The organism is Parapedobacter sp. SGR-10 (genome assembly GCF_011030405.1).
Classification (GTDB): domain Bacteria; phylum Bacteroidota; class Bacteroidia; order Sphingobacteriales; family Sphingobacteriaceae; genus Sphingobacterium.
Genome location: NZ_JAAJTJ010000011.1, coordinates 1 through 12,264 on the forward strand (window position 1 = coordinate 1; position 12,264 = coordinate 12,264).

A 12,264-nucleotide genomic window follows, 5' to 3' on the forward strand; every position below is an offset into this window, starting at 1 on the left:
AATAAAAGTCTTATTATAGTACATTGATTTTCAGGTTATTTACATACTTTTTCAAATCGTAGGTACAACATAAGTACAACTTTTAGAGAGATATATTTTACACCTTTCAAAGCAAGGATTTTTATAATGAAAATCCTTGCTTTTTTTATTTGTTTTCCTGTCAATTTTTCGTCCGTTCTACCATACCGATTGCAGTTCTGCCCTTTACATTTTCCTATTTTCGGTGCGTTAGCACTGTATTGCGTTGTATTTCAATATGTTGTGTATTGTCTATAAAATTGTATAGAGTGAACTTTGTAAATGCGTACGCAACGTATTTATTAACTCAAAAAATTTAAAAAAATGGCAAGACAAAAAGGACTTATGAAGTATGTCGGAACGATTGGCGATGTTCGGCACTTCAAAATCAAAGGACAACAGGGATTTTTTGCGGGTATGGTGGGCGGTCCTACCGCAGAACAGGTAAAGACCGCCCCTGAATTTGAACGTACTCGTGAGAATATGAATGAATTTGGGGGCTGTGCAAGAGCTGGCAAATCCATTCGCACCGCTTTATCAGCGTTGATGTCAAAAATGGCAGACAGCCAAGTTACAGGACGTTTAACGTCCGTAATGAAAAAAATCAATCTGGAAGATGGTACAGAGGCAAGGGGTTACAGGAAAGTTGAAATCTCTACCCAAAGAAATTATTTATTGGGATTTGAGTTTGATAAAAAACTTTCTCTGAATGGCGTTTTTAACGCCCCTTACGATGTAACCCATACGCCTGCAAGGGATAGTGCAGATTTTACGGTAGCACCGTTTAACCCTGCCGATTTAGTTTCTGCACCGTCTGGAGCAACGCATTTCAGATTGATTAACGCTTTGGCGGTAGTTGCTGACTTTGTGTACAATGCGACTACCGGAACGTATGAACCTGATGATATGGTAAACAACGAATTGAGTATTATTGAATACTCGCCCTACATTCCGTTGAATACAGCATTTGCAGGCTCTACATTAACGGCAACGCTTCCGGGTACTCCTACGCTCGATACCAATGTAACCGTTATTCAGTGCATCGGGATTGAGTTTTTCCAAGAGGTAAACGGCAATCATTATGCGTTTTCTTCCGGTAACTGTTTGAAAATTGAAGATGCTTTTTAAGCAACTGAAATCAAAGCCCTCTGCTTTGAGGGCTTTTTTATTTAACCCTTAAAATCAATCTTCAATGAGAACAAAAATCGTAAGAGTTGCCGAAGGCAAACAAAGCACATTAAGCCATTTGTATATTGACGGTATTTTCCAATGCTATTTATTGGAAGATAAAATCAGAACTGTTAAGATACCAAAGCAAACCGCAATCCCAACAGGACAATATACATTAAGGCTGAATACGTGGGGCGGAAAGAATGCCGACTATCGGCAGAAATTCCCAAAGCTCCACAAAGGTATGATTGAGATTAACGGCTTACCGAATTTCAGTTTTGTATATATCCACATCGGGAACACTTACACCCATACGGCAGGCTGTCCGTTGTGCGGTTTCGGTTTCGAGCTTGTGAATGGCGATTATCAAGTGCTAAGAAGCAAAGATGCTTACCAAATGATTTACCCGAAGTTGTTAGCCATAATACAGGGCAAAGAAAACGGTATCAGCATTGAAAACAATTTCCAATTTTAAAAACGTATGTCAATGGAAAATGCAATCACATTAAATATCGTGTTCGGCTCTCTGATTAGTATGCTGTTGGCTATTGTGGCTTACTTCATTAAACAACTCCATTCCGATTTTAAGAAAATGGAAAAGGATTTAACAGAGGTCAAAACAATGGCTTTGCTGATAAAAACAGAGTTCAAAAACAGCTATGATTTACTAAACCATAAAGTAGATTATCTGGAACACCGAGTAAACAATTTAGAAAAAATCATTTTAAAAAATTTCAACAATGAAAAGCAATAGTCTAAACTTAGTCGAGCGTGTAACAGCTCCAACCCCGAAATGGTTTAAAATCATTCGGACTGTCGGTATTGCATTAACTGCCGTAGGCGGTGCAATCTTAACCGCTCCGGTGGCGTTGCCTACCACCATTGTAACCGTAGCCGGTTATGTATTGTTGGGCGGAACTGTGGCGACTGCCATTGCTCAAACCGCAATGCAGACCGAAGATATCGACAAAAAGGAAACGAAAGAAGATATACCAACTTCCGAAAATCCGTAGTCGGTAAAGGTTTCATTCAAACCTGTATTTTAAAATCCTGTCCTTTGGGCAGGATTTTTTATTGCTTGCTTTTGTTTGCACTCTATTTATAAAACGGTGCTTTTATATTGCCTTTATATGTGGCTAATGGTGCAAGTATCGGGCAAGCGGTGGGAACTGTAAAGGCAAAAGAGCGTAGCCCTGCGGGCTACCGCTTTAAATGCCTTGCAATGTAAATGCGTTTCAATTCTGAAATCAAAAGCAACTGTTCGTATATGTGCCTTTCTCGTTGCTCCAATGTCTTAACCCTGCGAATATCATTTTTAAACACCTTTTCTTTTCCTTTCAAATGGGTTGCCTGTTCAAAAACGAAGTTTTTAAAATCCGAAATGCGGATATAAGGAATGACCGAACCAATTAAAAACTGATGAAATGATTTTGTTTGCCATAAGCCAAATAATAAGCTACGATAAACGTCCAATTCTTCCACATTACGGCAGGAAATAACAAAACAATTTGGGCAAGGGCTATCTAAGGGCTTACCACTGTTTAAGCCTTTGGATAAGGCGTAAAATTCAAATTCCGATTTTTGATTTTTCAGGTTGTAAGTAAAGATTTTAACGGCTTTCATATCGCACTATTTTTGAGATTTGCTCCGCTTTTTTCGTTGCTGTGGCTGAAAACCAAAACTTTTTTACAAAGAAAAAAACAGAAAAAAAAGAAAGCCATTCATCAGGTGGCGTGGCAAAAAATCCAAAAGGAAACGGAATAAGTCCCGAAGGGTGGCAAGGCAATGAAAATTATTTTGCGAAGCACCTTATTTGTCTTGCCATTATGCCGTAGTCTTTTGGATTTTTTTTGGTGCGGTGGACTTGTGCGTAGCCACCTACCTTTGCTTTCCTTTTTATTCTTTTTTCTTTTGGAAAATGTCTATTGACTTCCTTTTATTCCTTTGAAAAATCGTCTTTAAGCGTTGGCAATGGGGCAAACACTTCGTAGTAAAAAATAAAGCATACCATTATCTGAAGCGTTGGAAAAAAACAAGGGTATGAGGTACGAAATACGCTTGCTGTGCGGTGCTGAAATAAGGTGTGCAGGGAATGGAACGGAATAAATGCAGGTAAATTTGGCTTTCGCCTACCGAAATGCAATGAAGTGAAAATCCCAAACACTTTATTTCAGCACATCGGCAAAACAACCAATCAATGCTTTATTTTTTTACTGCACCGCTGAAATGGGTGGTGGGGCGTGTGGGAAAGAAGCGTTGGCAAGTGTGGTGGGAAAAAAATACGGCTTCCGATACCCGAAAAATATCAGCGTTGGATATTGTGCGTGGGGATATTTTTTCGGGTAGCGGCTATGGCATTGGCTATTTTACATAATGTTATTATGGGACTTTTCTGCGTTGGCATAGTCGCCTATAAGCGTGGGGAAAAGTACCATAATGCCACATTATGTAACTTAGCTTCCGCCGATTTGCATACTGGCATAAACGGAACGGTGGTGGTTGGAGTGAAGTGTCTTTTTGCTTTGTTTTTTTCGCATTGGTACAGCTCTTTGCAACCGCAGGAACGAGGATTGCGATGTGCTGTTGTGCGTTGGCAAAAAACAACGCAAAAAGTATGACAGTTGCAAACGGCGGCAATGCCATAGAAGACAGACGAAGCGTTGGCTTTGTGTGGTTGGGTCTGGCTAAAGCCGCATTTTTTCTGTGCGTGGGCAGAGCGTGGGGAATTTAATTTGTATTTTTGTTTGTACTACCCTAATACAGAATTACTATGCCTGGACGTCCAAAAGACAAGCTGAAATATTTAAATGGTCTTAATGAAAAAGATTTTCCATTTTTAATCGCTGATATATTAAGTGTGCATTTTAATCACAGTAACATTAAGATAATGGATGGAACTGGTGATGGCAAAAGAGATATATTTTCTGTAGATCAAAGAGGCAATAATGTAATTACTCAATGTAAATTTCATTATGATTTTAATAAAACTTCAGGTAGTAGCGAAACTGATGAAATAGTAATTGCATTAAATAAATTTGGACATAATCACGGTTTTTTCTGTACTTCGGGTAAATTATCTCCCCAAAGTAAAAGAGAATATTCAGATAATTATAAAAACTTTAATCTTAATTGGATAGAAGGGCACGAGATGGTTGATATTGTGTTAGAAAATCCCACTTTGAGAAGAATATGGTTTGAAAATGAAAAAATCCATCTAATTGATAATAGAATTTCGATACCTTTTATTTTAAGAAAATTACCTGAGGGTGTTTTATTTGAATATAATTTTCCAGAGTCTTTGGCTCTTCAAAATGGAGTGCATTTGAAAATAAAGCAAAAAGAGCTTATAAATCCCAGACAATTATATCCATTAAATCATCTTGATATTAGAAAATCTATAAATGCATTTGGAAATGCGATAGGTTATTGTGCTACGATAGAAAAGAATGTGAATTTCAATTCAATAAATGATGTTAAAGAAGAAATTCTGAATGCACTTGTTAATGATACAAATATTCAATTTGAGGATTCATATGTTAGTGTTCGCTTTGGAATACCATATTTTCCAGAGCAAGAAGAATCGTACCGTAATTTTAAAGCTGAGAAGTTTAATTTACCTGTAAACAGCGAAACATATGTGGTTTACAAAGACACCTTTATAGATGAATATGATTTCTTAATAGATGTGAACGAGGATTGGAAATTACCAGATAGAATACATATGTCTCAATTAGATAATTTATGCTATTATAATCGGGAGCAAGATTTCGTATTTTACTTAGAGTACACTTGTGAGGTTAACAAAGATTTGCATCCGCATATTGTGAGACAAATAGAAATTGAAAAAGTCATTTGGTCAAAATCTCTTTTTATAATTGTTAACAATAATTCTGATGAATTATTCACTAATTATCCACCTAGTGAATCGTATAAATACACAGATAATTATAAGCTATTGTGTTGGATTCACCCAACACCTATGATATATCCTGCTGATGTCATCGAATTTGAAAACTCTTTAAAAGATGATAACTTTGAAAGTTCAAAAACATTAATTATTAATGTTGCCCATCACAATAATTTAGAAATTATTGATTGGCAAAAGGCAAGTAAAATTATTGCAATCGATAATGATGACCCTTTTCCTTTAAATCCAAAAACAACTTATAGGTTGGTAGATATTTTTGAAGAATTTAGTACAATACCTTCACCTATAAACCCTGAAAGTCGCTCATTTATTTTTGAATGTGTTTTCTTTGTATCCGAGCATAATGATCAGTTATTAAAAGAAAGAATTGATTCATTAGGAGAATTATTTGATGAAATAGGGAATGTAGATTATTATAATTTCACAATTGATAATCAAACTACTAATTCCATTTTTCTAAGAGTTGTGTATAATCCTGCATATAAACTACACTTATCTACTCTTGAAAATTTAAAAATACTTAGTAAAGATGCTCAACAGTCTTTTGATAACATCGAAAGAAAGGTAAAGAAAATTTTTCCTAAGGGAAATCGATACACTAACAATTACTGGTTTGAAGAATTAGGTGTATTTCTCAAAAGAGATTAATACACCAACTCCTCACTCAACTGAACATTATAATAATCTTCCAAAAAAGCATCAATTATATTTTGATTAGGTTCATTAATTAGAAAATCAATGTCATCTTCAGTAAAATCAGGAATGCCAAAGTTTTTAATATACGTTCCGTTTAATGAATAATATGCTGATGAGTAGGGCTTGCTCGTTGTTTTTATATAGTACCAGAACAAACGTGATTCCAAAATTTTCTTAACTAATTGCATTTCTTCATCTGAATGACCTACAATTGCCTGACCATTGTAAAAAAGTAAATCATCATCATTACTGATTAAGTAACTTGGGATTTTATCTGAGAATTTTGGAAAAAACAGTTTGTTCCCAACTTTCTCCAAGGACTGAGTTCTTCCAAAGGCAAACCATTTTTCATATTTACCTTTGCCTTTATCTCGTTTGGCTAATTCTTCCTTTTTCTTCTTCAGATATTTATAAGCATTAGGAAAATTATCTTTCAGAACCTTTTCTTCAAGGGCTTTAGGCTTTGTTTCATCATTGTATGGAAACAGCACCTTTTCTTTTACCTCATCAAAATTAATATCTCTACTCAATTTATTTGAGTTCAATATATCTTTACAAATGCCTTTTTCTATCGCATACAAACTTCCATTTTGAAGATAATAAAACTCATTATCTTCCTTTACAGGCTTAAAAATATAAACATCATTTCTTAATGTAGCAATACCGTGTCTTGTCTTATACTTCTCTCCAAATGGAGTTCCTGTTGCTTCAATCCGGGATATAATTTCATTATCATTCAGATTCCAACCTTTCTTTGCATCAAGATTTTTATAATTGATTCTGCTATATTGGTTTCTATTGGTTGGCAATTCTTTTTCAGCCGATTTATAATATTCAATATAGTTTTGTTCTGTTTTCTCCAAAAAACAAATACATGTATAAGTGCTTTTAGACTTAAATATCTGAAGTGTGCCAAAGTCAATAATCCTTATGCTCGTATTATTGTCTTCAAAATATTTTCTTAATGCTCTACCGTTTAAGCTCTTGAAAAAGGTATTCATTGTAATGAAACCAAGAATACCATTTTCTGCAAGATTTTCATAACCTATTTGGAAGAAAGGGATATAAAGGTCAGGGTTCCCTGATTTACATACAGACCAGTTTTGCAAGTTCTCTTTTATGGTATCTTCCAAGTTCCTTGCACATACATAGGGCGGATTTCCAGCTATGATTTGGAAACCTTCAAAGTTTTCATAATGGTCTTTCCATTTAAAAATTAAAGCATCACCTTGATGTAAATTGAAATGGAACTCTTCTATATCTTCCCCTTCAGACAATGCTAATAAACTCAACAATAATTTACTACGAGTAACGGAGTATTCTTGTATGTCTAATCCAAAAATTTGATTTTGAAAAATGAATTGGTAGCTATAACCTGTTCTTTTTCTTAATTCTTTAGCTGCTGTGTATAAAAAACCAGAGCAACCACAAGCAATATCGGCTATTTTGACGTTTTCAATTCTGTTTCCCTCTCTCCGAAAGGATTGGGCGATAATGTATTCTCTGATTTTGGAAGGTGTATATATGGCTCCGTTTATTATCCTGTCAGAAGGAGAAATAACAAATTCAAATAGTTCGATTAGTTTTTCGATATCAAAAGTTTCAATTTCATTTTGAATAACTCCAATAAATTTCAACAAACTTTTCCATTCTTGTTCTTGATTTTCTTGAATTGAATAGTCTTGTAATAATCGATTATTTATAACTTTCAACTCATTGAGTTCTAAAAAAGCAGATACAATAAGTCTATCCACTTCTAGCGGAAGCTGTGAATAAGACTCTAAATATCTGAATATATTTCTCATATAAATATTGGGCAAATTTCGTTAATCGGATTCCAAATGATATTTTTTTCATCAAAAGGTTTCCACTTATTAGCTAAAGTATGAAAATAAGGTCGCCATACAGATTGTTGATAGGTAGTATTTAACTTGATAAATTCTCTTTTCTCACAAAGAACCTGAAATCCTGTTGGAAAAAAATTTGAAGTTAGAAAACCAACCCCTAGGATAAAATCCATTGGTTTATGCATTATTCTTGGAGTATCAACATAGAATAAATCTCCTAAATTTGGTTCGGCTGAATCCGTTGGATTGAAATCATATTGTAAATGATATACTGGATGAGATTCATCAGAATTACCCCCAGTATGTTTATCAATATGAAATCCAAAGTGATATGTCCTATCATTACCCACACCTTTTATTAACACTTTAAAAGCTAACTCAACAAATGGATCATTAAAGGATTCCCAGTTTTCAATATTCCCTCTTAATTTCATATTTAAAACAATCTCTCCCTTCTTTATATCGTTAGGTGTAACATGTTTCAAAGTGTCTAGTGGCAAAACAAAATTTTCAATGTCATATCCCCAAATATTTTCCTTTGCATCTCCGTTTTTCAACAAAGGTATTCTTTCTGGGTTGCTGAGGTCTGCTATGGCATTATGAATTGGGAATGTAGATATATTGCCAATTTGGTTTTCTAACAAATCAGCCATTTGCCTCATTTCTTGAGCTCTTGCATTTCGGAAGCTCATGTACTTAGAATTTACCGCCATGTCATGAACCTTTTTTGAATTCTTCAATTCTTTCCAATTCGGTGTAATGAGGTTCTATACCCTTATCAACACCTATTCTTTCTGCTGCTGCATATAGAGAGATGTATTTTGGTTCTTGCCATGGCTTCAGTTCATGTGATAGTCTTATTTTTACACCTTCTAATGGATCAAGAGGCAGTTTTAATGCTTCACATATAGTCCAAAATTCACTGCTTGCATTATTCGTAATTGGAACAGCCGGAACTAAATCATCTATACCAAAAGTTTGAGATAAGATTTCCACTCGCTCCTCTGCTTTTAAAAAAGAGAAATTTTTACCCGAAATTTCTTTTAATTGAATATTCAGAATATCTGCCCACCACCTATTCCAACCATCTGAAAATAACCCAGAATATTTACAGTTTTCAAACTTGCTTAAAAGTGTTAACCAAGAATCACCACTTTTAGCAATATCAACTCCTAGTCTTGCGGCTAGAGTGGTTTCTTTAATTAGGGGATTGGTACAATGGAAAAGTGTTTTTACAGCAAAGTATGCAAAATCATATGGTACTATTATATCTTGATTAAAAAAACGTTCAAATATTCGTTGGTCAAGAGTATTTAAATCTGGGCGATTAAAAATTGTTTCTAAGCTAAAATCTTTATATGGCAAATCTTTGTAGCCTTTAGCTAATGAACATAATTTTTTAGAAAATTTTTCATAATTAGGTTCTTCTGCTTTCTTAAATGTATAATCAAATAAATCATGACTTGTCTTATCCGATTTGTAAGTTTCCTTTATCTTATCTATCGTTGAACATAAAACTATTGGGAAAGAGGGAATTTCTTCTCTCGCACTTAATGCTCTTAATTCAGAACTTATAGATATTGCACTATAATCTAGGCTGTCGGGGCCTTCTCCATCTAATCTTAAATCAATCAAAAGACCAGAATAACTATCTTTTTCAATCTTTTGAATAATGAGGTTTTTTAAAGTAGAAAAATCCATACCTTTTGAAAGTGGTAATCTTTCGACTGCTATCAATTTAGTATCATTAAATCCATTTATTAAAGATTCAATTGAACTATCATTCTCATCATCGATATATATGTACTTTGGAGTATCCATGCTTATCATATTTTAATTTTTAGGAATTTCAATTCTAATTGTTGTTTTATAATCTTCATATGGAGTCGTCACATATATCTCCCCATTATAAAACTCAATTATATCTTTTACGATTTTCAAACCTAAACCAGTTCCGGTAAGTGCTGTTGCATCATCCACTGTATGATTTGCTACTGTGGAAGTAGTATAAAATGCATTGAAAATATTTTCCTCATTTTCTTTAGTTATACCATCTCCATTATCGGAAAATTCTAAAAAAACAATATTTTCATCCCTTCCACATTTAATAAAAATTTTTCCATCGGATTTAGCTCTTTTTATTGCCTTTTTTGAATTTGTATACAAATTAAATAAAATAGATGCCCATTCAGATGGATGCATGGGAACTGTAAACAAATCATATCCGTCAAATACTGGTGGAACAAATTGAGTTCCTGCTCTTTTTAGATCATTCTTTATTACAGTTTCAAAGCTTCTTACAACATCTCTTAATTCTATGGGCTCTAATTCTCTATGCACATTTCTTGAAATGGCTTTATCAAAGTAAGAAGTATATGCAGTAAATGATTTAACATTTGTTTCTAACAATTCAGTACGTTCATATATCTCCTTGTAATCTTTAACAGCATTTTTAAGAAACCTTATGTCAGCATCGAAGCCTGGTAAAAATCTTTGAACTTCATGCACAAATTCTCCAATTACCAGTCCTAAACCAGCTAATATTCTTAGCATATTGTTTTCATCAATTAAAGACTGTGTCTTTTGCTTTTCTTCATTTCTTGCTTGTTTTAATTCTTCAAAAATTTGCTTAGCCCTTTCCTTTTTCTCATAATTTGAGGAATGACTGCTGTCTTCTTCATTGGAATCATCTTCTGATTCAAAAAAATCCTGAATTTTTTCAAGACCTCTGTCTACTTTTTCTGAAGGATCTTCTTCTCGTTTGGTAAATCCCTTTTGAGATGCTGTCACTTTTCTTCCTCTCAATTCTGAAACCTTCATGACAGCACTTGTCAATGAACGATAGACAAAGTTTACCAATTCCTTTAAATACTCATTTTCAATTAAACCTTCTCTACTTGAAGTTTCTTCAAAATCACCACTTTTATCCTCAAGTTCGACAAAACCAAAAAAGTTTCTATTCGGATGTTGAGCCAAAATAATATTTCTATTATTTGACTTATCTAATCCTAACCAATCATCTCCCTGTTCTCCGTAAGGTAACACTCGGAAACCATTTCTATATAACTTTAAACCGCCCTTTTCATATCCTAAATCACGAATAAAAGTAAATGTTCCTGGAGCAAAAAGTGATGGATCATATACGAAATAATATGCTTTAAAATGAACTCCCTTGATTAAATTAAAAGGAGTGCTAGTGTCTTCTTTATCCTTTTCATTATTGCCTATAGCATATACTTCTTGTGAAAAGTTTAACTTATCGCTCTTTAATGCCCAACAACCTTGTCCATCATCTAATACATAACCCTCTATTTCTGCCAAAGCATGTTGGAAAATTGCTTTTTCTTCGTCTATGATTGGAATTAGTTCATCTTCGTCTTTCCGAAAGTAATTACTTTTAAACCCTGGATCATCAGATGATTTATTTTCCTTTTTCTTCTTTTTAGATAAAGGGAAAGGTTGCAGGAGTTCAGAAGTATATCTATAAACTCTTTTTATCATTGCATCAGACCATCCTTCTCTAAGCCCTTCTATAACTAAAGTTGTACCTTCTTCCTTTTCCTTGGGAATAAATTCAATCCTACTAGATATAGTGAGTAAATCTTTATCTGTTTGAAATTCGTCCCAATTAATTACAACTTTCAGAGCTTCCTGAGAATTTTCGGTTTGAGTAATAATTGTAAGTTTATCACCCAGCCGCTGAGTTGCAAACCTACCAATACCTTTTTTGCCTGCTCTTTGTCTTTTATATTTATTTGAAATAGGATTATGTATCTTATCAGAAGATGACAAACGCATGAAACCATTAACAAGTTGTTCCTTATCCATTCCATGCCCATTATCTTCAATAATTAAAATTCCTCCTAAACTCCATGCATTCTCAAAGATCAGATTAACTTCTGTAGCATCGGCATCGTATGAATTTTTAACTAATTCCGAAACGGCAGTTTCATGCCTTCCTACTAACTCTTTCCCAAGTCTATTAATTATACCGGCGTCAACAGAAAATCTAACTTCATTGTCGTCTAACTTGGCTATTTCATTTGATAAAGTAATAATGATATTATTATCAGAATTTTCTTTATTGATTTCTTCTGATAATCTTTGTTTTAGCTCCAATAACTTATTTACATTATCCATGATTATAATTCAATATTATTGATTAAGTCAGCCGGTTTAACTTTTAAAATATTTGCTATTTCTATCAATGTTTTCAAACTGGGTTGAACATCATTAGTACACCATCTTGAAATAGTAGCTTCATTTTTCCCTAGTTGTTCTGCGAGCCATTTGCTACTCACATTCTTCTCTGCCAGTACTACTTTCAACCTATTAATTGCCTTTTTACTCATAAAAATTGCATATGGTGTAAAGATATTGATTTTTTTAGTCTCAAAGACCTTGTTACAAAATTAATTTTCATCGTTTAGAAATCCATATTTCTTAGAGTTTCCATTTACATTAACCCCCTAATTCCCTCTCTTTTTGCAATCAAAAACTTAATTCTTCTTGTTGCTCCGAATTACACCTGATTAAAACAGTAAGTAGGATAAGTAACCTTTCTTAAAAACAAATATTACTAATTCTGGAAAAAACAAAAACCGA

The 12,264-nt window shown here is 33.8% G+C and carries 13 protein-coding genes; 7 read left to right on the forward strand and 6 right to left on the reverse strand.

What is annotated here, in order from left to right; genetic code table 11:
* Positions 1 to 342 precede the first annotated feature (342 nt).
* The 4 genes from G5B00_RS09730 (at position 343) to G5B00_RS09745 (ending at position 2,201) form a co-directional block, all read left to right on the forward strand.
* Positions 343 to 1,146, forward strand: coding sequence for a hypothetical protein (locus G5B00_RS09730; RefSeq protein ID WP_163874196.1), 804 nt, complete (start codon positions 343 to 345; stop codon positions 1,144 to 1,146).
* Between the two features lie 64 nt (positions 1,147 to 1,210).
* Positions 1,211 to 1,663, forward strand: coding sequence for a DUF5675 family protein (locus G5B00_RS09735; RefSeq protein ID WP_163874198.1), 453 nt, complete (start codon positions 1,211 to 1,213; stop codon positions 1,661 to 1,663).
* A 12-nt stretch (positions 1,664 to 1,675) separates the two neighbouring features.
* Positions 1,676 to 1,942 carry a hypothetical protein gene (locus G5B00_RS09740; RefSeq protein WP_163874202.1) on the forward strand — a complete coding sequence of 89 codons (267 nt, stop codon included), beginning with the start codon at positions 1,676 to 1,678 and terminating at the stop codon, positions 1,940 to 1,942.
* The gene (locus tag G5B00_RS09745) at positions 1,929 to 2,201 is read left to right on the forward strand and encodes a hypothetical protein (RefSeq protein ID WP_163874205.1); all 273 of its coding nucleotides are present in this window, start codon (positions 1,929 to 1,931) and stop codon (positions 2,199 to 2,201) included. Before G5B00_RS09740 ends, G5B00_RS09745 begins: the two co-directional genes overlap by 14 nt.
* 187 nt (positions 2,202 to 2,388) lie before the next feature.
* On the opposite strand, the gene G5B00_RS09750 is transcribed toward G5B00_RS09745, so the two are convergent.
* A complete protein-coding gene (locus tag G5B00_RS09750) occupies positions 2,389 to 2,811 on the reverse strand; it encodes a DUF6943 family protein (RefSeq protein ID WP_163874209.1) in 423 nt (140 codons plus the stop codon).
* Positions 2,812 to 2,852: 41 nt separating this feature from the next.
* Here G5B00_RS09750 and G5B00_RS09755 point away from each other — a divergent pair, with 41 nt between their 5' ends.
* From G5B00_RS09755 to G5B00_RS09765, 3 genes are all read left to right on the forward strand, one after another.
* Positions 2,853 to 3,023: a hypothetical protein gene (locus G5B00_RS09755; protein WP_163874212.1), complete on the forward strand. Its 171-nt coding sequence runs from the start codon at positions 2,853 to 2,855 to the stop codon at positions 3,021 to 3,023.
* 362 nt (positions 3,024 to 3,385) lie between these two features.
* Positions 3,386 to 3,562, forward strand: a complete 177-nt coding sequence (locus G5B00_RS09760; protein ID WP_163874215.1) for a hypothetical protein — start codon at positions 3,386 to 3,388, stop codon at positions 3,560 to 3,562.
* 396 nt (positions 3,563 to 3,958) lie between these two features.
* Complete coding sequence (locus tag G5B00_RS09765; RefSeq protein ID WP_163874217.1) at positions 3,959 to 5,764, forward strand: restriction endonuclease; 1,806 nt, start codon at positions 3,959 to 3,961, stop codon at positions 5,762 to 5,764.
* Here G5B00_RS09765 and G5B00_RS09770 read toward each other — a convergent pair.
* From G5B00_RS09770 to G5B00_RS09790, 5 genes are read right to left on the reverse strand one after another with little or no spacing between them, the layout of a single operon-like run.
* Entirely contained in the window at positions 5,761 to 7,617 is a 1,857-nt protein-coding gene (locus G5B00_RS09770) for a class I SAM-dependent DNA methyltransferase (protein WP_163874221.1), read from the reverse strand. The two genes, G5B00_RS09765 and G5B00_RS09770, sit on opposite strands and share 4 nt — an antisense overlap.
* Positions 7,614 to 8,372: a hypothetical protein gene (locus tag G5B00_RS09775; RefSeq protein WP_163874224.1), complete on the reverse strand. Its 759-nt coding sequence runs from the start codon at positions 8,370 to 8,372 to the stop codon at positions 7,614 to 7,616. The genes G5B00_RS09770 and G5B00_RS09775 overlap by 4 nt, the downstream gene beginning before the upstream one ends.
* A 1-nt stretch (position 8,373) precedes the next feature.
* Positions 8,374 to 9,480 (reverse strand): hypothetical protein, encoded by a 1,107-nt coding sequence (locus tag G5B00_RS09780; RefSeq protein WP_163874226.1) that lies wholly within the window; start codon positions 9,478 to 9,480, stop codon positions 8,374 to 8,376.
* Between the two features lie 12 nt (positions 9,481 to 9,492).
* Positions 9,493 to 11,799 (reverse strand): ATP-binding protein, encoded by a 2,307-nt coding sequence (locus G5B00_RS09785; protein WP_163874229.1) that lies wholly within the window; start codon positions 11,797 to 11,799, stop codon positions 9,493 to 9,495.
* Between the two features lie 2 nt (positions 11,800 to 11,801).
* Positions 11,802 to 12,011 carry a helix-turn-helix transcriptional regulator gene (locus G5B00_RS09790; protein WP_163874232.1) on the reverse strand — a complete coding sequence of 70 codons (210 nt, stop codon included), beginning with the start codon at positions 12,009 to 12,011 and terminating at the stop codon, positions 11,802 to 11,804.
* Between the last annotated feature and the right edge of the window lie 253 nt (positions 12,012 to 12,264).

Bases quoted from the DNA above. Each gene is read 5' to 3' on its own strand.
- G5B00_RS09790 (WP_163874232.1), bottom strand. From the start codon at position 12,011: ATGAGTAAAAAGGCAATTAATAGGTTGAAAGTAGTACTGGCAGAGAAG.
- G5B00_RS09745 (WP_163874205.1), top strand. From the start codon at position 1,929: ATGAAAAGCAATAGTCTAAACTTAGTCGAGCGTGTAACAGCTCCAACC.
- G5B00_RS09735 (WP_163874198.1), top strand. From the start codon at position 1,211: ATGAGAACAAAAATCGTAAGAGTTGCCGAAGGCAAACAAAGCACATTA.
- G5B00_RS09750 (WP_163874209.1), bottom strand. From the start codon at position 2,811: ATGAAAGCCGTTAAAATCTTTACTTACAACCTGAAAAATCAAAAATCG.
- G5B00_RS09765 (WP_163874217.1), top strand. From the start codon at position 3,959: ATGCCTGGACGTCCAAAAGACAAGCTGAAATATTTAAATGGTCTTAAT.
- G5B00_RS09780 (WP_163874226.1), bottom strand. From the start codon at position 9,480: ATGGATACTCCAAAGTACATATATATCGATGATGAGAATGATAGTTCA.
- G5B00_RS09775 (WP_163874224.1), bottom strand. From the start codon at position 8,372: ATGGCGGTAAATTCTAAGTACATGAGCTTCCGAAATGCAAGAGCTCAA.
- G5B00_RS09785 (WP_163874229.1), bottom strand. From the start codon at position 11,799: ATGGATAATGTAAATAAGTTATTGGAGCTAAAACAAAGATTATCAGAA.
- G5B00_RS09760 (WP_163874215.1), top strand. From the start codon at position 3,386: ATGCTTTATTTTTTTACTGCACCGCTGAAATGGGTGGTGGGGCGTGTG.
- G5B00_RS09740 (WP_163874202.1), top strand. From the start codon at position 1,676: ATGGAAAATGCAATCACATTAAATATCGTGTTCGGCTCTCTGATTAGT.
- G5B00_RS09770 (WP_163874221.1), bottom strand. From the start codon at position 7,617: ATGAGAAATATATTCAGATATTTAGAGTCTTATTCACAGCTTCCGCTA.
- G5B00_RS09730 (WP_163874196.1), top strand. From the start codon at position 343: ATGGCAAGACAAAAAGGACTTATGAAGTATGTCGGAACGATTGGCGAT.